We start from the raw sequence: 22,183 nt of genomic DNA on the forward strand, positions 1-22,183 counted from the left end.
CGGCTCAGCACCGCAAGGAGCCGGCGGTCTCCGCGACGGCGAGCCGGTAGTGCTCGACGAGTCGGTCGCCCACCGTCTCCCAGCTGCGGTCCGTGACGACGGTGCGGCCGGCCTGTCCGAACGCACGCCGCAGGTCGTGGTCACGGGCGAGCCGCTCGACGGCATCCCGGAACCCTCCGGTCGTACCGGGCGGGATGAGGAAGCCGGTGCGTCCGGGCCGGACGAGGTCCAACGGGCCGCCGGCTGCCGGGGCGACCACGGGCAGGCCGCTCGCCATCGCCTCCTGGAGGGTCTGGCCGAAGGTCTCGAACGGTCCGGTGTGGGCGAACACGTCGAACGAGGCGTAGAGCCGGGCGAGTTCGTGGCCGGTGCGGCGGCCCAGGAAGACGGCGTCCGGCAGTGCGGCCTGCAGCCGGGCGCGGCAGGGGCCGTCGCCGACCACGACCAGCCGCGCGCGGGGGATCCGGGACACCTCCGCGAGCCGGTCGAGCTGCTTCTCCTGGGCCAGGCGCCCGACGTACCCGATCAGGATCTCGCCGGGGCGGCCCAGTCGCTGCCGCAGGGCCTCGTCGCGATGCCGGGGGTGGAAGCGTGCGCAGTCGACGCCGCGTGGCCACAGGTGGATCCTGGGGATGCCGTGCGCGGCCAGGGCGTGCAGCGAAGCCCGGGAGGGCGCGAGCGTCCGCGTGGCCGAGGCGTGGATGTGCCGCAGCCGCCGCCAGGCGAGTCGGGGTCCGGCCGCGCCGAGCACCGGCAGGTAGGTCCGGGCGTACGCGGCCAGATCGGTCTGGTAGACCGCGACGCAGGGGCGGCCGGCCCGGGCGGCCGCGGCAGCCCCGGCGGCCCCGAGCACGAACGGGCCGGCCAGGTGGACCACGTGCGGACCGAACCGTCCGACGGCGTCGGCCACCTGCCGTCCCGGGAGGGCGACCCGCACCTCCGGGTAGCCCGGCAGCGGCAGGGATGGGACGCGGACCACCTCGTAGCCGTACGCCCGCTCACGGCGCCCGCCCGCGTACCGCCGGGTGGCCCGCTCGGCCGGCGCGACGACGACCGGGGTGTGGCCCCGGGCCGCGAGGTGCTCGGCCGTCCGGAGAACGCTGTGGGCGACCCCGTCGATCCGCGGGGCGAAGGACTCCGTGACGATCAGGACCCGGAGCCGTTCGCTTCCGGCCGGCCACCCGGCGGCCGACGGCGGCGTCGGGCCGTCCGGGACGCCGATCACCGGGCGCCCCGCGACTTCGCCGGGGCCTGCGCCGCCGCGAGGGAACGGCCGACGGCCCGCAGGTCCCGCAGGATCTCCCGGAAGGAGTCGGCGAGGTTCGCCTCGCGGTACGGCAGGCCGATCTCGGCGCAGTACGCACGGACGATGCGCGAGGCGGGGCGCAGCGCCACCACGGGCATGCCCGGGAACAGGTGGTGCTCGATCTGGTGGCCCAGACCTCCGAAGACGCCGTGGACGAACCGGCCGGCCCGCAGGTTGCGGGAGGGCAGGACCTGTCGACGGAGGAAGTCCTCGCGCTCCGTCTCCGGGCCGGTCAGTGGCATGCCCTTGTGGTTGGGCGCGAAGACGCAGCCCAGGTACACGCCGAGCACCGCTGTGCACAGCACGGTGAAGGCCAGCGCCTGGAGCGGGGAGAGGACGACCGCGAGCAGGGCCGTGGCCAGGGCGTAGTGCAGCGCGACGAGGACACGTTCGAGGGTCGGGTGACGGACCGTCCCGCGGGTGAGGGCCAGGCAGGTGGCGACGAGCAGGCCGAGTCCCTGGAGGGAGAGCAGCGGGAAGAACAGCGCGGCCTGGTGTCTGGCCGCGAACCGCCGCAACCCCCTGGTCCGGAGGGCCTGTTCGGTGGTCCGGGCGAAGAGGATGGAGTCTGCGGCCGGGTCGTGGCCCTCGCGGTTCGGGTGTGCGTGGTGCCGGTTGTGGTCGTCGACCCACCACCCGTAACTCATCCCGACCACGAGGTTGCCCAGCAGGATGCCCGCCAGGTCGGTCGCCCGCCGGCCGGTGAACACCGCACGGTGCGCGACGTCGTGGCCGAGCAGTGCCAACTGGCCGAGCACCAGGGCGAACAGGGGCGCGAGGGCCAGCTGCCACCAGCTGGCGCCGAGCACGGTGAACCAGGTCAGGAGCGCCGCCAGCGCGGCGAACAGCGCCGCGCTCCGGCAGGCGTAGTACAGCGGGCGCCGGCGCAGCAGACCGGCGGCCGAGACGCGCCGGTGCAGCTCGGTGAAGTCGCCGTGCCGGGCGGTACCGGCGGTCGAGGTGTCCTGAACGGTCATCCCACCATCCCGGTCTCGGGTCGCTCCGGCCGGTCGCGGCGGTCTCGCCGCACGGCCCTGGCCGGTTCCTCAGCGTCCCGTACCCGGACCGCCGCTGTCCTGGAACCGCTCGGGTTCGTCTGTGGAAACGGCGGGATCGGGGGGAAACCTCCCTCGTCGTTCCGTCACGAGTCCGAACGCCGCTCGCGCGTTCGTCGTTCGGTCTGCGCGGTGCGACCGGGGCCCTCCAGTCGTGGCGGTCCGACCGGCCTCGGCGGTCGGGCGGCTACTCCCCCCAGGGGGACGTGGCGGCGGCGAGCTCCAGGCCGGTGATGCCGTCGGCCCGGCGTTCGCGGAGCAGTTCACCGCCGAGCGAGTAGCGGGGTGCCGCGGCCGCCGAGTGGGCGGCCCGCTCCACGATCGCGTCGACGAGCGAGCGGACCATGGCCAGCCGGGGGTAGGCGGCGTGGATCCGCTGCGCGTGCGGGGCGACGACGTCCGCGTTGCGGCCGAAGTCGGTGCCCACGCCCTCGTGGGTGAGGTAGGACAGCAGGCCGCGGCGCTCGGCGATGCCGGTGGAGGCGTGCAGGGCGATCGCCTCCCACACGCGGTCGACGTCCGTCTCGGGGACGTGGTGCCGGCGCAGCAGGTCGGCTGCCAGGTCCGCGCCCTCCACCTCGAAGCGGGCCTGGCCCTTCGCCAGGGTGCCGGTGCCGAGGTCGTGCAGGACGGTCGCGGCGAACAGCAGGTCGCGGTCGTAGGCGGCGTCGTCCAGGCAGCCCTCGTGGGCGGCGAGGAGCTGGGCGAAGAGGAAGCTGCGCACGCTGTGGTTGGCCACCGCCGGGGTCTCGGTGGTCCGCACGGCGGAGAGGACGGCTTCGGCCAGGGGGCCGGTGGGGAGATCGAGTGAGAGGTCCATGGCTCAAGGCTAGGAACCGGCGTCCTGCCCGCGACAGTGGCACGGGGGCCATGGGTCGCTAGGATCGTGCCATGCCGAGCACGCCGAGCGCGACCATCCTGAGCACGCCGGTCACCGAAGGGCACCGCGTCGCGGTGCTGGCACTTCCGGGGGTGCTCCCGCTGGACCTCGGCATCCCGGTGCAGACCTTCGGGTCGGACCCGCACTACCGGGTCACCGTCTGCACGGATCCCGCCGCCGGGCCGGTCGACAGCGGCGGATTCACCGTCGCCGCGTCCGCCGGGCTGGAGGCGCTGCGGGACGCCGGCACCGTCGTCGTCCCCGGGTACCAGGACCCGGACAGCCGGCCTTCCGCCGCGGCGCTGACGGCGATCCGCTCGGCGCACGCGAGCGGAGCCCGCCTCGTGTCGATCTGCACAGGCGCGTTCGTCCTGGCGGCCGCCGGGCTGCTGGACGGGCGCCCCGCGACGACCCACTGGCGGGACGCCGCCGCGCTGCAACGCCGATACCCCCGGATCGACGTGCGGCCCAACCAGCTCTACGTCGACGACGGCGACGTCCTCACCTCGGCGGGCGTGACCGCGGGCATCGACCTCTGCCTGCACGTCATCCGACGGGACTTCGGCGCCGCGGCCGCCAACGCCCGCGCCCGGGTGCTCGTCGCCCCACCCCAACGCCAGGGCGGACAGGCGCAGTTCATCGACCGATTCCGGCCGGTGGCACGTGGCGACGGCCTCGGACCGGTCCGCACCTGGATGCTCGACAACCTCGCCCGCCGACAGACAGTGGACGACTTGGCCCTCCGCGCGCACATGTCCCGCCGGACGTTCATCCGCCGCTTCCGGCAGGAGACGGGCACCTCCCCGATGGCCTGGCTCACCGCGGCCCGCATCGACTGGGCCCGCGAACTCCTGGAGACGACCACGACACCCGTCGAGCAGGTCGCCCGGCTCAGCGGCCTGGGCAGCCCTGCCGCCTTCCGGGCGGCCTTCCACCGCCACGTCGGCACGTCCCCCGCGGACTACCGGGGCACTTTCAGGACCGTCAAGGCGTAACGCGTACGGTTCGAACGCAGGGCCCGAGTGGGCTGCCGAGAAGGGAACTCCGCGCCGGGAGGCCGGGGCCGTCGTCGGGGGCGTCGGTCAGATCGCGAGGCGGTCGGCGTTGCGCCGGACGAAGTCGCCGACGCCGGTGGCAGGGCGGCCGGTGACCTGCTCCACACCGTCGGCCCGGCGGTCGTAGCGGTTCTCCGCGTGCAGGCGGGCCATGGTGGAGATGTGCTGGAACACGTGAGCCGGCAGCTCCAGCGGCCTGAGGTCGTGGTCGATCCACTCCTCCAGCGGTACGTCGGTGTAGCGGACCGGCCGGCCGAGGGCCGCGGAGACCTCGGCGGCGAGGCCCGGGCCGTCCAGTGAGCGCGGGCCGGTCAGCTCGTACACCCGGCCGAGGTGCGGCTGCGGCTCGGCCAGCACCTGCGCCACGACCGCGGCGACGTCCGCGGCGGCGACGGGGGAGGTCCGGGCCCGTCCGAGGGGCAGCCTGATGGTGCCGTCCACCGGGATCGAGGACAGACCGACGCGGAAGAGTGGGTTCTCCAGGAACACGGTGGGCCTGAGCTCGACCACGGGCAGCCCCGACCAGGCGAGGACCTGCTCGACCAGCCACTGCTGCCGGTGCTGGTGCGACTCGCCCGTGTCTCTCAGGCCCAGCTCGGAGACGGTCAGCTGCGACATGTTCACGAACACCTCCAGTCGGCCCGCCGCCCGCGCCACGGCCGCCGTCGTGAGGGCGGCTTGCAGGTACTGGGCGGAGACGCCCATGCCGAAGTACACCCGCCGGCAGCCGGCCAGCGCCTCGGCAACGTCGTCGACGCGGGTCAGGTCCCCGAGGACGACCTCGGCGCCCGTCGCCCGTAGCGCCTCGGCGCGCTCGTCGTCGCTGCGTACCATGGCGCGGACCGGGAGGCCTCGCTGCCGCAGGTCCTCGACCACGGACCGTCCGACCGCGCCCACGCGGCCGGCGGCCCCCGTCACCAGAATCGGTTGCACAGTGTCCTCCAAGGCGTGTTCATGACTGGAAACCAGGGTGACTGACCTGGTGGCCACGGCGCGACCGGAGTAGTCCACCGCGGCCTTCCCATCAGGGCCGTGCATCGGCGTCGAGGCGGTATTGGACAATCAGTCCGAGGGCCGCCACGGCGAGGACGGCGACGCCGTGGCCGAGGACGGTGCCAAGCAGGCCGACGGGGGCGATCAGCAGCCCCGCGATGATGGCCGGGACTCCGAAGCTCAGGTAGGCGGCGACGTACACGGCCGCGAAGAGTCCGGCCCGCTGTTGGGGACGGGCAAGCGGGGTGATGGCGCGGAGGGCGCCGGAGAAGGAGGCACCGAAGCCCACGCCGCCGATGATGCCACCCACCCACAGCAGCGGGAGCAGCCCGGCGGCGACTCCGGCCTCGATCACGGCGGTGCCCAGCAGCACGCCCACGGTGCCGATGAGGACGGTGCGGCGGGCCGTCAGCCGACCGAGGACGAGGCCGCCTGCCACCGTCGCGGGTCCGGCCTGGCGGCGGTTTCCTGCCAGTGGCCGTGAGGGGCTCGAAGCGGTTGGTGGCCGTCACTCCCCGGGTGCGCGGGCCCGCCCGGCTGGGGCGGGGCGGGGCGGGTTCGTGGCCGGGCGGACGCAATTTCTTCGCATTAAGCTGTGGGTATGACTTCCCGAGCGACGACACGTCCTGGCGGGCGCAGTGCCCGTGTTCAGCAGTCGGTGCACCAGGCGGTGCGTGATCTGGAGGCGGAGGTGGGGCGGGAGGCGTTGACGGTGCCGTTGATCGCAGCGCGTGCCGGGGTGACGCCTTCGACCGTGTACCGGCGTTGGGGGGATCTGCGGGAGCTGCTGTCCGATGTGGCCGTGGAGCGGCTGCGTCCCGATGCCCCGCCGGCCGATCACGGCAGCCTGCGGGCGGATCTGGAGGCGTGGGTGGAGCAGTTCGCCGAGGAGATGGGCTCGACGGCGGGGCGCACCTATATCCGCGACGCCCTGCTGGGCGATCCCGGGCAGGGCAACGCGGTGCGCTGCTCCGACTACGCCGCCGAGCAGTTGAAGGCCGTGGGCGTGCGGGCGGCCGGGCGGGGGGAGGCGGTGCCGGACGTGGAGACCCTGCTGGACGTCGTCGTCTCCCCGCTGATGTACCGGATCCTCTTCCGCCCCTCGGACCTGTCCAGGGACTACACGGACCACCTGGTCGCGGCGGCGCTGGGCCGTACCGCGCCTTCCCCGACACCTAAAAGCTAAATATTTGCGATTCGGTGCCCCGGATGCCTAGAGTGCTTAACGCAAAGCATTCGCCTTAAGGCTTCGAGGTGCTTCCATGTCCTGTGTCACCTTCCCGTCACACCCCCACGGCACCCCCGGCCCGGACGGTGCCTTCCGGCTGCCCGCTCCGGGCCACCGCGGTGCCCGTCGGCCGGAACCGGCCCGTCGGCGTGTACTGGGTCGCCGTGGGGCTCTCCGGCTGTACGCCTCGGTCCTGGTCGCCTTGCTGGCTGCGTCCAGCGCGCCGACTCCGCTCTACGGGCTGTACCAGAGCGCCTGGCACTTCTCGCCCCTGACGCTCACGGTCGTGTTCAGCGCCTACGCTCTCGCTCTGCTGGCGGCCCTGTTGAGTGCGGGGACCCTCTCCGACCATGTGGGGCGGCGCCCGGTCCTCGCCGGAGCGTTGCTGGCCGAGGCCGCCGCGATGCTGGTTTTCGCCACCGCCCGGGACGTCCCGGCGCTGATCGCCGCCCGCGTTCTGCAGGGCCTGGCCACCGGTGTCGCCACCAGCGCCGCCGGGGCCGCGCTCCTCGACGTGGAGGATCCCCGCCGCCCGGGCCGGGCGGCCGCCGTCAACGGCATCGCCCCCGTGGCCGGTATGGCCGTCGGCGTGCTCGCCGCCACCGCCCTCGCCCGGTACGCCCCCGCCCCCACCCACACCGTCTACGTCCTGCTGTTCCTGCTCTTCGCCGCCCAGGCCGCCGTCCTTCCGCGCACCCCCGAGACCGCTCGCCGCCACCCCGGCGCCTGGCGCTCGCTGCGCCCTGCGATCGCCCTCGCTCCCGCTTCCCGTCCGGTCATGGCCCTTGCCGCGCCCGGCATCGTCGCCGCCTGGGCGCTCGGCGGCTTCTACTCCTCCCTCGGCCCCTCCCTCGCCCGGCTCATCGCCCCGCACGCCCCTCAGGTCACCGGTGGCCTGGTCTTCTTCACGCTGACGGCCGCGGCGGGCCTGGCCGGCTACACCGCCTGACCCCCGGCCACCCGACACCCGACACCCGGCCCCCGGTCACCCGACCGCACAGCTCCTCCCGCACCGCCCCGTCGAAAGGACCCGTCGATGAGTACCACCACCCCCGCCACCGGCACGGCATGGAGTCTCGGCGACATCACCGTCCACCGGGTCGACGAGATCGAACTCCCGCGCCAGACCGGCCCCTGGCTGCTGCCCGACGCCACCAAGGAGGTCCTCGACCAGGCCCCCTGGCTGCGCCCCGCCTTCGCCGACGCCGAGGTGCCCCGCCTGGCCAGCCACAGCTTCGCGGTACGGGCGGGCGGGCTGCGGATCGTCGTGGACACCGGCATCGGGAACGCCAAGCCGCGTGCCAACCCGGCCTGGAACGGCCTGGACACCGACTTCCCGGAGCGCCTGACCGAGGCCGGCTTCCCGCCGGAGTCCGTCGACCTGGTCATCACCACCCACCTGCACACCGACCACGTCGGCTGGAACACCCGCCGCACCGGCCGGGACTGGACCCCCACCTTCCCCAACGCCCGCTACCTCACCAGCCGCACCGGATGGGACCACTGGGCCGCCGCCGACCTCGACGAGGCCCGCACCCAGATGTTCCGCGATTCCGTCCACCCCGTGCGCGACGCCGGACAGTACGACCCGGTGACCGTGCCCGAGTGGGGACACGAGGTCGCCCCGGGCGTCCTCCTGGTCCCCGCCCCCGGCCACACCCCGGGCCAGGTCGCCGTCGAACTGCGCGGCAGCGACCGCCGGGCGCTGATCACCGGCGACAGCATCCACCACCCCGTGCAGCTGTCCCACCCCCACGTCCACAGCTGCGTCGACCTCGACCCGGCTCAGGCGATCCGCACCCGCGCCCGGCTGCTCGACTCCCTGGCCGACACCGACACGCTGCTGCTGGGCACCCACTTCCCGCACCCCACGGCCGGCACCGTCCGCCGCGAGGACGGCCGCTACCGGCTGCACGCCGAGCCCGGCACCCGCCTGCCGGCCTGACCACACCCGGACCCCGCCGCCGCACCCCCTCGACCGAGAAGGAGCACCTCCGTGCCCGCCGACCTCACACCAGCCGACCTCACACCACCGGAAGCCGCCCGCTGGGCCGTCCGCGCCGGACTCGTCCTGCCCGCTGAACGCCATGCCGTGGTCGCCGCCGTCGCCGAACACATCCACCGCGTCGTGTCGGTCCTGCGTGAGCTGGACTTCGCGGACGTTCCGCCCGCCGCCGCCTACCACCCCGTCCAGGAGAAGCCCGATGCAGCCGTATGAACTGACCCTCACCGCGGCCGCAGAGGCGATCCACGCCCGCCGGCTGTCGCCCGTCGAACTGGTCGACTCCGTCCTCGAACGCCTGGAGACGGTCGACGGGCACCTGGGCGCCTACGTCACCGTCACCGCCGAACGGGCCCGGCGGGCCGCGCGCGAAGCCGAACACGACATCGCGCACGGCCGCCACCGCGGGCCCCTGCACGGCATCCCGATGGGCGTCAAGGACCTGATCGACGTCAACGGCACGCCCACCACGGCCAGTTCCCGGGTCCGCGCCGGCCACCGGGCGAGCGCCGACAGCACGGTCGCCGCACGCCTGGACGCCGCCGGCGCGATCCTGCTCGGCAAGACCCACACCCACGAGTTCGCCTTCGGCCTGACCACCCCGCAGACCCGCAACGCCTGGGACCGCGACCGGGTCGCCGGCGGCTCCAGTGGCGGCTCCGCGGTCGCCGTCGCCTCGGGCGCCGCGACCTTCGCCCTGGGCACCGACACCGGCGGATCCATCCGGGTCCCCGCCGCCCTCAACGGGGTCGTCGGCCTCAAGCCCACCTACGGTCTCGTCCCCCGGCACGGCGTCACCTCGCTGTCCTGGTCGCTGGACCACGTCGGCCCCATCACCCGCACCGTCGAGGACGCGGCCCTGGTCCTGACCGCGCTGGCCGGGCACGACCCGCGCGACCCCGCCTCGCTGTACGTCCCCGTCACCGGCTACCGGCCCGACGCCTCGACGGACCTGACCGGGCTGCGGGTCGGCGTGCCGCGCACCTACTACTTCGACCACGTCCACCCGGAGGTGGAGACCGCCGTCCGCGACGCCATCGCCGCCCTGGAGAGCCTCGGGGCACGGCTCGTCGAGGTCGACATCCCGATGACCCGCTACATCCAGGCCACCCAGTGGGGCCTGATGGTCCCCGAGGCCGGCGCCTACCACGAACGCGCCCTGCGCACCGTCCCCGAGCTCTACCAGGACGACGTGCGCGTCCTCCTGGAAGCCGGTGAACTCCTCGGCGCCGGCGACTACCTGCGCGCCCAGCGCTCCCGCACCCTCATGCGCGCCGCATGGGACCGGCTGTTCCAGGACGTCGACGTGATCGCCGCCCCGAGCGTCCCGCTCACCGCTGCCCCCGCGGGCCAAGCCGACGTCACCTGGCCCGACGGCACCGTCGAGTCCGTCTCCGACGCCTACGTACGCCTCAACGCCCCCGCCAACATCACCGGAGTCCCCGCCCTCACCGTCCCCGCCGGCCACGACGCCGCCGGCCTGCCGATCGGCCTCCAACTCCTCGCCCGCCCGCTCGCCGAACCCACCCTCCTGCGCGTCGCCCACGCCCACGAACGGACCCGGCCGACCACCCGCCTCCCCGCCTCGACCCCCTGAACCACCGACAGGCGGCGGAAACCGGCTGTCCGCCCCAACCCCGGTCAAACGAACGGCCAGAGCACGTTCCACACTCCAACGCCGGGAACCGATACGACGGAGCGGACCGCACGAGTGGCGGCCGTTCCCCCACGGCCGCGGTCCCGGATCCGCACACGGCCGGCACCCGTCCCCGCCGCCGGTTGCGGCACGGCGGTGCTCCCTCGCGCCGAGGCGCGGCCCCGGTACCGCAACGGTGCTCACCGCGACGAGGCATCAGCTCCGGGGCCGCGGCCCCGTGTCGTGTAGCGGCTGATCCGGGCCCGGGTCGGTCGACGGACCCGGTAGTCGTCGGCGCCCAGCCACGTACGGGTGACATGTGCCCGGTTCCTGGGGTGCCGAGGGCCGGTGCCCGGCACTCTGCTGCTGTCCGGTCCGTAGACGGAGGGCGGCAGAAGTGGTCTTGGACCCGCATCGTCGGCTGGAACCGCGGTGCTTCCGTGGGCTGCGCGAGCCCGGCGCGGCGAGCCTGTCGGGGAACTCGAAGGAGACCGGCCCCAACCGCCGTACGGCCCGCGGGCGTTCGTGGCCGGACCGAGTGAATGCTCCCGGGTTTCCGCGGGCCGGGCCGCACGGCCCGCTCTCCGGAGGGGGCAGGCGACGCCGAGCAGAGGGCCGCACGACATGACGAACGACGACCGACCGCCGCGACCGGCGCCCGCCGCCCCTGCGGCGGTCCGGCTCGAAAGGCTGACGAAGACCTTCGACGGCGGCGTCCGTGCGGTCGACGGCGTGGACCTGGAGGTCGGCGAGGGCGAGTTCTTCGCACTCCTCGGCCCGTCGGGGTCCGGGAAGACCACGGTGCTGCGCATGATCGCGGGCTTCGAGGCCCCCACCTCCGGCCGGGTCCTGCTGGGCGGAACCGATGTCACCCGCCTGCCGCCGTTCGACCGGGACGTCAACACCGTGTTCCAGGACTACGCGCTCTTCCCGCACATGACGGTCGCGCAGAACGTGGGCTACGGCTTGATGGTCCGCCGGGTGCCCAGGGCCGAGCGGGCCCGGCGGGTGCGTGCCGCGCTCGCCGGGGTCCGGCTCGAAGGCTTCGAGCCGCGCCGGCCCTCCCAGCTCTCCGGCGGGCAGCGTCAGCGGGTGGCGCTGGCCAGAGCGCTGGTCAACCGCCCAAAGGTGCTGCTGCTCGACGAACCGCTCGGCGCCCTCGACCTGAAGCTCCGCCACGACGTGCAACTGGAACTCAAACAACTCCAGCGCGAGGTCGGGATCACCTTCGTCCTCGTCACCCACGACCAGGAGGAGGCCCTGACGATGAGCGACCGCCTCGCGGTGGTCAACGCGGGAAGGATCGAGCAGGTCGGGTCTCCGGCCGAGGTGTACGAGCGTCCCGCCACGGCCTTCGTCGCCGGCTTCGTCGGCACCTCCAACCTCCTGGACGGCCCGGTGGCCGAACAGGTCGTGGGGGAGGCCGGGCCGTTCAGCATCCGACCGGAGAAGATCCGCCTGACGCGCCCGGACGACCCCGTCGCCCCCGACGAGCTGTCGACGACCGGGCGCGTGGCCGACGTCCTCTACGCGGGCGGCCACACCAGATTCCTGATCGACCTGGAGGCCGGCGGTCGGCTGACCGCCGTACGGCAGAACGCCGAGGACGGCGCGGCCGCCGTCCTGCGTCACAGCGGCACCGACGTCGTACTGGCCTGGCAGCGCCGGCACATGGTCCGCGTCGCCGAGTAGCCCGCGGAGAACCGCTTCCCAACCCTCCCCCCCCCCCGAAGATCGGACCTTGCGCATGCCCGTCCCCGCCCCGAAACGCACCTTCGCCCGCACGGTGACCGCGGCCGCGGCCGCCCTCCTCCTGATCGCAGGGTGCGCCGGCACCACCGGAACGAACTCCGCCCAGGGCCCGAACCCACCCGAACTGCCCGCGCTCCGATCCCTCGGCGCCGGCGAGGGCCAGGTGAACCTGATCGCCTGGGCCGGTTACGCCGAAGACGGTTCGGACGACCGCAACGTCGACTGGGTCCACCCCTTCGAGCAGCAGACCGGCTGCAAGGTCCACACGAAGATCGCCGGTACCTCGGACGAGATGGTCTCCCTGATGAAAACCGGCCAGTACGACACCGTCTCGGCGTCCGGCGACGCGACGCTCCGGCTGATCGCGGCCGGCGACGTCGCGCCCGTCAACACCGGCCTGGTGCCCAACTACGCGGACGTCTTCGAGAACCTGAAGAACCAGCCGTGGAACTCCGTGAACGGCCGGATGTACGGCATTCCGCACGGCCGCGGTGCCAACCTGCTGATGTACCGGACCGACAAGGTCTCACCCGCACCGGACTCGTGGCGCGCGGTCTTCGAGGACGCCCCGGCCTACGCCGGGCACGTCACCGCCTACGACTCCCCGATCTCCATCGCCGACGCGGCGCTGTACCTCATGAAGACCGAACCGGACCTGGGCATCAAGAACCCCTACGCCCTGGACGATGCCCAACTCAAGGCCGCCGTCGACCTGTTGAAGGCCCAGCACAAGGCGATCGGCGAGTACTGGAGCGACTACCAGAAGGCCGAGAACTCCTTCAAGACCGGCGACACGGTGATCGGAACCACCTGGCAGGTGATCGCCAACATGGCACAGGCCGACCAGGTGCCCGTCCGGGCGGTGCTCCCCAAGGAAGGCGCGACCGGCTGGTCCGACACCTGGATGGTGTCGGCGAAGGCCGCACACCCCAACTGCGCCTACCGGTGGATGGACTGGATCGTCTCGCCGGAGGCCAACGCCCAGGTCGCCGAATGGTTCGGCGAGGCCCCCGCCAACGCCAAGGCCTGCGACCACACATCCGACAAGGCCTTCTGCACCGTCTTCCACGCCTCCGACGACGCCTACTGGAGGAACGTCCACTCCTGGACCACACCCGTCAAGAACTGCCTGGACGGCCGCGGGGCGTCCTGCACCGACTACGCCGCCTGGACCGCCGCCTGGACCGGGATCAAGGGTTGACCGGTGGCGAACGACGTGACCGCCCCGCCACCGCGGCGGGGAGGCCTGCGGCGGACGGCCTCCGTCCTGCACCGGCACGCCGGGCTGCGGCTGACACTGCTGCTGGCGGCGCCGATGGCCTGGCTGGTGCTCGCCTACCTCGGCTCGCTCGCCGTCCTGCTCCTCTCTGCGTTCTGGACGGTCGACAGCTTCACCTACAACGTCGTCCGGGTCTGGGACACCACCAACTTCACCACCGTCCTCACCGACCCGGTCTACCGCACCATCGCACTGCGCACGCTCGCCATCGCCGCCGCGGTCACGGCGATCGATACCGCGGTGGCGTTCCCCATGGCCTTCGCCATGGCCCTGGTCGTCCGGCCGCGCACCCGCAGGCTCCTGGTGGTCGCCGTGCTGACCCCGCTCTGGGCCGGCTACCTGGTCAAGGCGTACGCCTGGCGGGTCGTCTTCAGCCGGGGCGGCATCCTCGACTGGCTCGGCAGCCCCTTCGGACTGACCAGCCCGGGGTACGGCACGGCGGCGATCGTCGTCGTCCTCTCCTACCTGTGGCTGCCCTACATGATCCTGCCGATCCTCGCCGGTCTGGAGAACCTGCCTCCCGGCCTCCTCGACGCCTCGGCCGACCTCGGCGCCTCCGCCGGGAGGACCTTCCGCTCGGTGGTCCTCCCACTGGTCAAGCCCTCGGTGCTCGCCGGATCCGTCCTCACGTTCTCCCTGAGCCTGGGGGACTACATCGCCGTGCGGATCGTCGGCGGCAGGACCCAGATGCTGGGCACGGCGATCGCCGACAACGTCACGCTCAACCTGCCGCTGGCCGCCGCCCTGTCCTGCGTACCGGTGGTGATCATCGTCGGCTACCTGCTCGCCGTGCGTCGCTCGGGCGCCCTGGACTCGCTGTGAGGGAACCGGACAGCCGTGATCCTCTCCCGCCGCACCCGGATCGTGCTGCGCGTGGCCATGATCGGCGGCCTCGCCGTCATCTACCTGCCACTGCTGCTGGTCCTCCTCAACTCGTTCAACCGAAACCGCTCCTTCGCCTGGCCCCCGGCCGGAATCACCACCGAGTGGTGGGTGCGCGCCTGGCAGTCCGACGGCGTCCGCCACGCACTCGTCGCCTCACTGCAGGCGGGAGCCGGGGCCACCCTGGTGGCACTGGTCCTGGGAACCATGACCGCCCTCGCCGTCCAGCGGTACCGGTTCTTCGGCCGGCGAGCAGTCTCCTTTCTCGTGATCCTCCCGATCGCGCTGCCCGGCATCGTCACCGGCATCGCCCTCAACGCAGCCTTCCGTGCGGTGCTCGGTCCGGCCGGCATCGGGTTCGGCATGCTCACCGTCGTCATCGGGCACGCCACCTTCTGCGTCGTCGTCGTCTTCAACAACGTCGTCGCCAGGCTTCGCCGGACCTCGCCCTCGGCCGAGGAGGCCTCGGCCGATCTGGGCGCACACACCTTCCAGACCTTCCGACACGTCACCTTCCCGGCCCTGCGGCCCGCACTCCTGGCGGGCGGAATCCTGGCCTTCGCGCTGTCCTTCGACGAGATCGTGGTGACCACGTTCACCGCCGGACCAGGCCTCCAGACCCTGCCCGTCTGGATCTACGCGAACCTGGCCCGGCCCAACCAGGCCCCGGTCGTCAACGTCGTGGCCGCCGTCCTGGTCCTGATCTCCGTCGTCCCGATCCACCTGGCCCAGCGGTTGTCCGCCGACGGACCCACCGCCGCGCCTTCCCCGCAGTCCCCATGACCGCCGGCGACACGCCGAACAGGGCACCGCGTCCCCGACAGCAACCGCACACGCTCCCCGGCGCCGACCAGCCGGCCCGCCCACCCGCCGACCTTCCGCCCGGGCCGCGGGCGCGTCACGAGGCGAGTATTCGGGCCAGCCGGGCGGCCTCCGTCCGCACGCGGCGGGGCGCGGTCGAGACCGTGAGGGCGTCGAGGGCGGGCAGAGCGGTCCGGATGCCGTCCGCCGCCGCGCATTCGGCGGCCAGTGCGAGGGCGTCCGCCAGTCCGCGCACGCCCGGTTCCTCGGTGGCGAGCACGGAGATCAGGGCAGCGAGCACCTCCCAGACCGGCCGGCCCGCACCGCTGCGCGCGGCGTCGGCCAGAACGGGCAGGAACCGGTTCGGCTTGGCCGCCGTCAGCCGCCACAGCGCCGCGATCCACTGGCCGAGCACCTCGGGACGGAACCGCCCGCGCGCGTTCAGGACCAGCAGGGCGTCCAGCGCCACGGTGCGGTTCTCCGCACGGGCGGCCGTCAGCCCGTAAACGAGCGCCAGGTGGTAGACCGCCGCGGGCTCACCCGGGACCTCGGCGAGCCGGGGCAGCCAGGGGTTGAGGACGTGGTGGCCGGAGGAGTTCGTCTGGGACACCAGGGAGGGCAGGCCGTGTGCGGCGACGGTCTCCGGATGCCAGGGCGCCACCCAGGGCAGCTGGGCGAGCAGGCCGGGACGCGGTCCCATCATGCCGACGAACAGACCGGCTTCGGCCGGGTCGGGGAGGGCGTGGAGCAGACCGGTGACGCCTTCGGGAGCGGGTTCGGGGGTGCGGACGAACGGCGCGATACGGACGATCGTGTCGAGCACCCCGTACGGGGCGGCCCGCTCGACCTGGCCCGGCACCTGGATGTGGAAGGCGTCCGGCGTGGGCGGCGGGGTGTCGGCCGGCAGCTCGCAGCCGAGTTCGGCGGCGGCCGAACGGGCCGCCGCCGACGCGTGCGGGGGCAGCCGGAGCAGGGACTGGGCCAGGTCGGCGGGCCAGGGCACGGCCCCGGCGTCCCGGTGCGCCGCCAACCGCTCGGTGAACACCGCCGGATCGACGGCGCCGTCGGCGGCGGTCGGGGTGGCGAGCAGCAGCGGCACCGGTGCCTGCCCGATCCGGGCCGCCGCCTCCAGCACGCGCAGCACCGGGATGGTCCCCGGACTGCGGAGGTGAGCGGGCCACTCGAGCATCTCGGCGGCGTGCCGCGCTGCCGGGTGGCCGCGGCCGGTCAGGGCGTCGAGCAGACAGCCGAGCGCTTCCTCGAGGCGGTGGGCCTGCCAGACCGTGATCGGCTCGTCGCGTCGGCCCGCGGTGAGCGGAGCGAGGGCGGCGTGGAGAGCCGCGGCGTCACGGTGGTGCTCGGTGACGAGGGCGGCGAGGACCACCTCGAACTCGCCCGGGTCCGGCACCCGGTCGGCCGTCAGGGCCGCCAGCCGCTCGGCGAGGTCGAGCGGGCCGGCGGGTGCGGCAGGCAGCGCGACCTGGCTCACGAGCGGTTCGGCGGCGTGCGGTTCGGCGGCTTCCGCCATCCCTGGGGCCCGGATGGCCAGCAAACGGTGGGACTCGGGCCGCAGGGCCGGGCCGAGGGCGGCGGCGGCGCTGCGCACGGCCTCGGCGGTGGCCGGTGCGACGCCGGACAGGTGCTGGGCGGCGAGACGCAGGGCGCGCTCCTGGACGGCCGGAGCCGGGTGGGCGAAGGCCACGCCGACGGCGGGCAGCAGGCCGTCCGCCGTGGCGGGGTCGCGGCGCAGGGCGGCGGCGGCGCGGCTCAGCTGGGTGGTGGCGAGGGTCTTCTCCGGGCGGGCCAGGACGGTGGCCGTCAACTCGGTGAACACTCCGGCGGAGAGCCGGTCGTCGACGGGCACCAGCGCCGCCTGGGCGGCCTTGGCGGCGGTCGGTGCGCCGTCGGCGGCCAGCCGGACGTGATCGCGGGCCCGGGCGAGGACCTCCTCGGAGTCGAGCGCCAGCGCGGCGTACAGCTGGAGGAAACCTCGCAGGTTGCCGGGCCGGTCGCCGCGCAGGAGTTTTCCGAGGCAGAGGTCGATCAGCTCGGCGCGGTCGAGCACGCCCTCGCCCGCCAGAGCGGTGAGCGCCTTGGGCCATTCGTTGTCCGGCCCGAAGCGGGCGGCGTAGGGATCGGTGAACTCGGTGCCCACGTCCGGGACTTCGAACAGGCGGCGGACGAACTCGGCCAGCCTGGGCTGGGCGCGCAGCCAGGAGAGCAGGGTGTCGTGGTGCGGCACCGGCTCGCGCAGGCCCCGCAGGGCGAACCACTCGCCGATCTCGCGGTGGTACGGGTAGCGGATCGAGTCACCTTCGCGCAACCAGCCGATCACGTAGCCGTCGGTGACGGGGACTTCGGCGCCCGACCAGACGGCGAGGCCGTGGGTGATCAGCCACCGGTCGTGGCGGCCCCGCGCGGGCATCCACTCGGCGAGCCGGACCGCGAGTTCGCGGTGGAACGCCTGATCCCGGTGCGGTGAGAGCAGGGCGGTCAGCAGGACGTGGTGGTCCGGGTTGGTGGAACCGCCGCCGGGCAGGGGCCAGGTGATGTCGAGGAGCGGGCGGGTCGTCAGCCACTCGAGGGCCTGGGCGGCAGTGGCGGCGGAGTGGATTCCGGCGAACTGGAGCGCGGCGAGCTGATCGTAGGCGGCGCAATACCGGGTCGTGTCGCCCGAGGAGAGCTCGCGCGAGAGCTCGGCGCGAAGCTTGCGCAGCGGAGCGCGCAGATGGCCCAGCTCGGCGGCGGGCACGGGGGAGAGCCGTTCGATCACCCCCTGCGGAACCCGCGCGGCGATGAGCGCGCGCACCTCCTCCCAGCTGATCGTCCCGCTCTTGGGATCCGTCACGATGCCCCTCCATCAGGTCTGATCGACGTTCGTGAACATAGCGCTCGCCACTGACAGCCGGGCGGGCGGCCGGGCTGCCCGGGGGTGTGACCGACGCTCCGAAGCCACCAGCCGGAACCGCCTGGCCGACCACCACGTTCTCCCGGTCCTCACGGCTGACGGCCCGGGTGCCGTCGACACCTGCCCCCGGGCGCCGTCGACACCTGCCGGACCGTCGGGCGGTCAGAGTGCGGCCTTCGGCTCCCGAACACCCCCTCGGGCGCGCCCGGCCGCCTGGAGCAGGCGCGACGGGAGGTAGGGCGACCGGACGTGGACGGCCCAGCCGCGGCTGCGGCGCGCGTGGCAGGCGAGACCGAGGACGTCGAGGCTGAGCGCGGCACCCGGGTAGGTGGCGCGGTCGGCGACGGAGTGGTGGTCACGGTGGGCTTCCAGGGCGTCCAGCAGGGCGAGGTTGAAGCTGGTCTCGTCACCCCGGACCAGCTGTGAGAAGAGGACGACCGGGGGCGGGAGGAAGCCGTGGCCCCCGGTTCGCTCCAGTTCCTCCAAGGCCCGCTCGGTGGCCGGGAGCGGGTCGGCTCCGCGCAGGTGGTCGTGCAGGGCGGTGCGGTACGAGGCGAACGGGTAGCGGTCCTCGGCGGCGATCGCCGGACCGGCCAGCACGAGCGGTTCGAGGTCCTCGTAGCTGCCGGTGATCAGGGCGAAGGACAGGGCCCTCTCCCAGAAGGTCGGGCCGAAGTCCCTGTCCCGGCGGGCGGGGAAGCGCAGCGTCCGCCCGTCGATCGTCACCTCGGCCTCGGTGCCCGGCTCGGCGAGGGCGACCCGGAACACGGCGGCCCCCAGCTGGGAGCCGAGCCGCAGGTCGGCGAGCAGGGCATCGGTGGCGTCGGCGGACTCCGAGGCGCGCGCCGACAGGAGGTGGCTCTGGTAGCGCAGGGCGCCCGTGAGCTCCCACGCGTCCAGCGGTTCGCCCTCCTTCGGGGTGATGGCCTCCAGGGTGCGCCGCTCGAACCGCGCCGCGCCGTCCGGGCTGAGCGGCCGGGCCGGGAACGGCCGGTCGAGGTCGACGGGCCCGGCGGCGAGCCGGGCCACGGCGTCGGGGCGTGGGTCGCGGCCCAGGGCCCGGACACGCGGGCCGGGGGCCTCGAAGCCGGTGACCAGGGCGTGGGGGAGGTAGTCGGTGTCGACCGCCGGGGTCCAGCCGTGGGTGCGGTACGCGAGAGCGGCGAGGGCGATCGGGACGAGCGGCAGGAGGCTCGCCGGTCCGGTGCCGTGCGGGCCGTCCTGGACGAGCGCGAGGAGGGCGGCGTCGAAGGCGTCGCGGTCCCCGTCGGTCAGGGCGCGCAGCGCGCGCAGACCAGGCTGCGGTTCGGTGGACGCGGCGGGGAGGCCGGCCTCCTCGAAGAAGTGCGCGACGAAGCCGTCGACGAGTTCGAGGGCGGGGGTGACCGGCTCGTCCGGCATCAACTGCCGTGCCCAGCTGAAGGCCTCGCCGTGGACGGAGTCCTTGTCGGCGACGATCGCCAGGCAGAAGGCGTCGAGCCACTCCCGGGCGGTGACCCGGTGGCGGGGGTCGCGCTCCTGCCCGTACTCCGGGTCGTAACCCATCCCGAAGTTCGGGTAGTCGAGGAAGACGCTGAAGCGGTCGTGTGGGTAGTAGGCGGCGAAGGAGACGGCGCCGGCGGCGGCCTCGGCGGCGTCCGCGAGGACGGCCTTGGCCTCGGCGGAGTCCAGGTCCGGCCGGGTGGTGGAGAGCGCTCCGAGGTAGTCGAGGAAGGAGTCGGCGATCAGCTGCCACTCCGTCGTGGTCATCAGGCCGGCGCGGGAGTAGGAGTGGACCTGCCTGCCGATCCGGTTCACGAAGTCCTCGCGGGCCTGCGCCAGCCGCTCCCCGTCCACCTGGTGACGTTCGATCCGCACGGTCCTGCCCCCTTGATCGTCGACTCGGACCCAGAGTAGGCAGCGGGTCGGACATCGCGGTCCGCCGGGGCCCGCAGCACACCGTCCCCCGTCCCCGCAGGTCTGGTCACGAGGGTGTGGGCCTGACAAGATCTCAGGCGCCAACAGGCCGGAACGATCGGGAGGATCAAGGATGCGCATGCCCGGACTGAGACGGTTTTTGTCCCGCCGACTGGCGGTGGCCGCGCTGCTGCTGGGAGGTCTGACCCTGGCCGGTGCGCCGGTCGCGCAGGCGGCCGCGCAGACGGTCGGTTCGCCGGCCGCGCGGACGGCCGGGGCGGTGCAGGCCGTGCGGACCGCGCCGCAGGCCGGCGGGACGACGACGATCTGTGGCTACACCCCGGTTCCCACCGGCTGGGTGATCGTCAGCGAGCAGTGGTCCGGCTGCAGCGGCTACGGGCTCTTCACCATCGCCGACGCCTCGGCCCTGACCTCGGTCCAGGCCTGCTCGAACGGGCCGATACCCGTCGGCTGGGTGATCACCGCGATGCAGAGCGGCGCCGGCACCTGCGGGAGCTACCCGCTGTACTCGCTGCTGAAGGTCACCGACCAGACCGTCCTCCAGGACTGCGGGCAGTCCCCGATCCCGCCGGGCTGGGTGATCACGGCGATCCAGACCGTCTCCCCGGCCTGCGGCACCTACGGCACCTACACCCTCGTGCCGCTGGGCGACCGGACCTCCGTCCAGGCCTGCGGCAACTCCCCGGTTCCGGCGGGCTGGGTGATCACGGCGATGCAGAACGGCGCGGGCTGTGGCAGCTACCCGCTGTATTCGCTGTTGAAGGTCACCACCCAGAGCACCCTCCAGGACTGCGGACAGTCCGCCGTCCCGGCCGGCTGGGTGATCACCGCGATCCAGACCACCTCCGCCGCCTGTGGCACCTACGGGACGTACACCATCGTCAGGGTCACTGACCAGACCGGCATGCAGGTCTGCGGGCCGTCCCCGATCCCGGCCGGCTGGGTCGTCACCAAGCAGGGGTCGGGTGCCCAGTGCGGCGTCTACGTCGTTTACACCATCACCAAGTCGTCCTGATCCCGGAGGCGTTCGATCGAACCCGCCCCCCGGCCGCCCGGGGGGCGCTGTCCAAGCGGTAACCCCGGTGAGGCGCCCGGGACTTCACGGTTCCGGGCGTCTTCGCCTCCGCCGGGCTCCGGGCGGGCCGAGTCCGGTGCGAATCCGGTCGGTGCTACCGGAGGGGGAAGACGGGTGCCCCTGGGGGCGGCCCCGGCCACCCCGGGTAGGGCGGCGGCGGGAACTGCGGGGGCTGGTAGACGGGCGGGTCGTGGTGACCGCCCGGATCGTCCGATCGGTCCCCATGGCCGGCAGGCAAGCGGAGAACGAGGGCGGTGACGACCACCGTCAACAAGACGAGCAAGAGCGTGAGTGGCACCCGAAACCTCCTCCGCACAGCCCACCCCTCCACCCCGGGCGACAAGCGGCCGCCTTCATGATGCCCGGTCCGCATGCGTTCACCCGTCCTTCGACACGGCGCCGGTATCCGTGGCACCCACCGCCGCGACGCCGACCGGTACGGCCGACAGCAACCGGCCACCACCACCCGGCAGTGAGCAGCCCCCTCGACCCACGCTGGACGAGGTCCCGGGCGCACCCGGGCCGGCCTGTGGCCGGCGGCGGGTGGGTTCGGCCAGCAGGGCCTCGGCGGCGGCCTTCGCGACGACCTCGGCGACCGTGGACAGGGCGGGCGAATCCAGCTTCCACTGCTGCCAGTACAGGGCGACGTCCATGGGCCGGGCGGGCGCCAGTTCCACCAGTCGGCCGGACCGCAGGAGCGGCTCGGCCTGCGGTTCGGGCACGAGGCCCCAGCCGAAACCGGCGGCCACCGCGTCCCGGAACCCGTCCGAGGCGGGCACCAGGTGGCGGATCCGCCCGGCGCCCGACCGCCCTCCGGTGAGGGACCGGACGAACTCGTCCTGGAGCTCGTCGCGCCGGTCGAAGACCACGGTGGGGGCGTGACACAGGTCCTCGGCCAGGTCCCCGGTGAGCTGCCGGGCCGCGAACTCCGGTGTGGCCACGGCCAGGTAGCGGGCCAGCCCGAGCCGCCGCGCGGTGCAGCCGGCCACCGGGTCGGGCGAGGAGGTGACGGCCGCCATCACCTGGCCCTCGCGCAGCAGGGCGGTGGTGTGGGCCTCGTCCTCCCGGTGCAGCTCGAAGCAGATCGGCGGGTCCTGTGGCACCCGGGTGAGCGCGGGCAGGAACCAGGTCGCGAGGGAGTCGCTGCAGGTTGGAAGGCGCAGACGATCAAGTCGTCTGGGACGATCCGCAGGCGGGGGCTGGCGAGGGCGTAGCGGCTCGCGCGGTGCTCGGTGGTGGCGGTGGCGACGCCTGGGTGGAAGTCGATGTGATGAGTGCTCGTGCTGTCTCCTTGGGGCCGATGGGTTCTCCGGGGCTGTCGGGCCCGGGGCTGGTGGATCAGTCGGTGAGGCGGTAGGAGCGCATCGGCAGCGCTTCGCCCTCGGCGTCGAGCACCACGAGACCGTCGGAGGAC

General features: G+C 73.7%; 18 protein-coding genes and 1 pseudogene. 11 read left to right on the top strand and 8 right to left on the bottom strand.

The features are described 5' to 3' along the window. Positions 1–4 precede the first annotated feature (4 nt). From ACGF0D_RS19770 to ACGF0D_RS19780, 3 genes are all read right to left on the bottom strand, one after another. Positions 5–1,150, bottom strand: a complete 1,146-nt coding sequence (locus ACGF0D_RS19770) for a glycosyltransferase family 4 protein (protein WP_392918046.1) — start codon at positions 1,148–1,150, stop codon at positions 5–7. Between the two features lie 71 nt (positions 1,151–1,221). After that, the gene (locus ACGF0D_RS19775; protein WP_392917918.1) at positions 1,222–2,283 is read right to left on the bottom strand and encodes a fatty acid desaturase family protein; all 1,062 of its coding nucleotides are present in this window, start codon (positions 2,281–2,283) and stop codon (positions 1,222–1,224) included. A gap of 265 nt (positions 2,284–2,548) precedes the next feature. Further along, on the bottom strand, positions 2,549–3,181 hold the full coding sequence (locus tag ACGF0D_RS19780) for an HD domain-containing protein (protein WP_392917920.1): 633 nt from the start codon (positions 3,179–3,181) through the stop codon (positions 2,549–2,551). A gap of 71 nt (positions 3,182–3,252) precedes the next feature. Here ACGF0D_RS19780 and ACGF0D_RS19785 point away from each other — a divergent pair, with 71 nt between their 5' ends. Then, the gene (locus ACGF0D_RS19785) at positions 3,253–4,236 is read left to right on the top strand and encodes a GlxA family transcriptional regulator (RefSeq protein WP_392917923.1); all 984 of its coding nucleotides are present in this window, start codon (positions 3,253–3,255) and stop codon (positions 4,234–4,236) included. A gap of 87 nt (positions 4,237–4,323) precedes the next feature. On the opposite strand, the gene ACGF0D_RS19790 is transcribed toward ACGF0D_RS19785, so the two are convergent. Next, complete coding sequence (locus ACGF0D_RS19790; protein ID WP_392917926.1) at positions 4,324–5,229, bottom strand: NAD(P)H-binding protein; 906 nt, start codon at positions 5,227–5,229, stop codon at positions 4,324–4,326. Positions 5,230–5,320: 91 nt separating this feature from the next. After that, entirely contained in the window at positions 5,321–5,728 is a 408-nt protein-coding gene (locus ACGF0D_RS19795) for a hypothetical protein (protein WP_392917929.1), read from the bottom strand. 162 nt (positions 5,729–5,890) lie between these two features. Here ACGF0D_RS19795 and ACGF0D_RS19800 point away from each other — a divergent pair, with 162 nt between their 5' ends. The 9 genes from ACGF0D_RS19800 to ACGF0D_RS19840 all read left to right on the top strand — a co-directional run bounded on the left by ACGF0D_RS19800 (position 5,891) and on the right by ACGF0D_RS19840 (position 14,851). Continuing rightward, on the top strand, positions 5,891–6,475 hold the full coding sequence (locus ACGF0D_RS19800; protein WP_392877071.1) for a TetR/AcrR family transcriptional regulator: 585 nt from the start codon (positions 5,891–5,893) through the stop codon (positions 6,473–6,475). 244 nt (positions 6,476–6,719) lie between these two features. Next, positions 6,720–7,466 (top strand): MFS transporter, encoded by a 747-nt coding sequence (locus tag ACGF0D_RS19805; RefSeq protein WP_392917932.1) that lies wholly within the window; start codon positions 6,720–6,722, stop codon positions 7,464–7,466. Between the two features lie 87 nt (positions 7,467–7,553). After that, positions 7,554–8,462, top strand: coding sequence for an MBL fold metallo-hydrolase (locus ACGF0D_RS19810; protein WP_392917935.1), 909 nt, complete (start codon positions 7,554–7,556; stop codon positions 8,460–8,462). Positions 8,463–8,513: 51 nt separating this feature from the next. Continuing rightward, a complete protein-coding gene (locus tag ACGF0D_RS19815; protein WP_392877066.1) occupies positions 8,514–8,735 on the top strand; it encodes a hypothetical protein in 222 nt (73 codons plus the stop codon). Beyond that, complete coding sequence (locus tag ACGF0D_RS19820; protein WP_392917938.1) at positions 8,722–10,116, top strand: amidase; 1,395 nt, start codon at positions 8,722–8,724, stop codon at positions 10,114–10,116. Before ACGF0D_RS19815 ends, ACGF0D_RS19820 begins: the two co-directional genes overlap by 14 nt. A gap of 663 nt (positions 10,117–10,779) precedes the next feature. Next, entirely contained in the window at positions 10,780–11,847 is a 1,068-nt protein-coding gene (locus tag ACGF0D_RS19825; RefSeq protein ID WP_392917940.1) for an ABC transporter ATP-binding protein, read from the top strand. Between the two features lie 55 nt (positions 11,848–11,902). Further along, on the top strand, positions 11,903–13,108 hold the full coding sequence (locus tag ACGF0D_RS19830; protein ID WP_392918048.1) for an ABC transporter substrate-binding protein: 1,206 nt from the start codon (positions 11,903–11,905) through the stop codon (positions 13,106–13,108). A gap of 3 nt (positions 13,109–13,111) precedes the next feature. After that, positions 13,112–14,008 carry an ABC transporter permease gene (locus ACGF0D_RS19835; RefSeq protein ID WP_392877059.1) on the top strand — a complete coding sequence of 299 codons (897 nt, stop codon included), beginning with the start codon at positions 13,112–13,114 and terminating at the stop codon, positions 14,006–14,008. Positions 14,009–14,023: 15 nt separating this feature from the next. Continuing rightward, positions 14,024–14,851 carry an ABC transporter permease gene (locus tag ACGF0D_RS19840; RefSeq protein ID WP_392917943.1) on the top strand — a complete coding sequence of 276 codons (828 nt, stop codon included), beginning with the start codon at positions 14,024–14,026 and terminating at the stop codon, positions 14,849–14,851. A gap of 115 nt (positions 14,852–14,966) precedes the next feature. On the opposite strand, the gene ACGF0D_RS19845 is transcribed toward ACGF0D_RS19840, so the two are convergent. Both ACGF0D_RS19845 and ACGF0D_RS19850 read right to left on the bottom strand, forming a co-directional pair. Beyond that, positions 14,967–17,717 carry a DUF6493 family protein gene (locus tag ACGF0D_RS19845; protein WP_392917946.1) on the bottom strand — a complete coding sequence of 917 codons (2,751 nt, stop codon included), beginning with the start codon at positions 17,715–17,717 and terminating at the stop codon, positions 14,967–14,969. 222 nt (positions 17,718–17,939) lie between these two features. Then, positions 17,940–19,634, bottom strand: a complete 1,695-nt coding sequence (locus tag ACGF0D_RS19850) for an immunity 49 family protein (protein ID WP_392917949.1) — start codon at positions 19,632–19,634, stop codon at positions 17,940–17,942. Between the two features lie 178 nt (positions 19,635–19,812). Between ACGF0D_RS19850 and ACGF0D_RS19855 the strand changes: the two genes are divergently transcribed. Continuing rightward, positions 19,813–20,709: a hypothetical protein gene (locus ACGF0D_RS19855; protein ID WP_392917952.1), complete on the top strand. Its 897-nt coding sequence runs from the start codon at positions 19,813–19,815 to the stop codon at positions 20,707–20,709. Between the two features lie 611 nt (positions 20,710–21,320). Here the strand turns inward: ACGF0D_RS19855 and ACGF0D_RS19860 are convergent. Beyond that, a pseudogene (locus ACGF0D_RS19860) lies at positions 21,321–21,914 on the bottom strand (ArgP/LysG family DNA-binding transcriptional regulator); the annotation flags it as partial. Positions 21,915–22,183 lie beyond the last annotated feature (269 nt).

Source organism: Kitasatospora sp. NPDC048298, assembly GCF_043201465.1.
In the GTDB taxonomy this organism is placed as follows: domain Bacteria; phylum Actinomycetota; class Actinomycetes; order Streptomycetales; family Streptomycetaceae; genus Kitasatospora.

Coding starts and splice junctions, on each gene's coding strand:
- ACGF0D_RS19810 (WP_392917935.1), top strand. CDS start 7,554: ATGAGTACCACCACCCCCGCCACCGGCACGGCATGGAGTCTCGGCGAC.
- ACGF0D_RS19855 (WP_392917952.1), top strand. CDS start 19,813: ATGCCCGGACTGAGACGGTTTTTGTCCCGCCGACTGGCGGTGGCCGCG.
- ACGF0D_RS19820 (WP_392917938.1), top strand. CDS start 8,722: ATGCAGCCGTATGAACTGACCCTCACCGCGGCCGCAGAGGCGATCCAC.
- ACGF0D_RS19830 (WP_392918048.1), top strand. CDS start 11,903: ATGCCCGTCCCCGCCCCGAAACGCACCTTCGCCCGCACGGTGACCGCG.
- ACGF0D_RS19780 (WP_392917920.1), bottom strand. CDS start 3,181: ATGGACCTCTCACTCGATCTCCCCACCGGCCCCCTGGCCGAAGCCGTC.
- ACGF0D_RS19785 (WP_392917923.1), top strand. CDS start 3,253: ATGCCGAGCACGCCGAGCGCGACCATCCTGAGCACGCCGGTCACCGAA.
- ACGF0D_RS19800 (WP_392877071.1), top strand. CDS start 5,891: ATGACTTCCCGAGCGACGACACGTCCTGGCGGGCGCAGTGCCCGTGTT.
- ACGF0D_RS19825 (WP_392917940.1), top strand. CDS start 10,780: ATGACGAACGACGACCGACCGCCGCGACCGGCGCCCGCCGCCCCTGCG.
- ACGF0D_RS19775 (WP_392917918.1), bottom strand. CDS start 2,283: ATGACCGTTCAGGACACCTCGACCGCCGGTACCGCCCGGCACGGCGAC.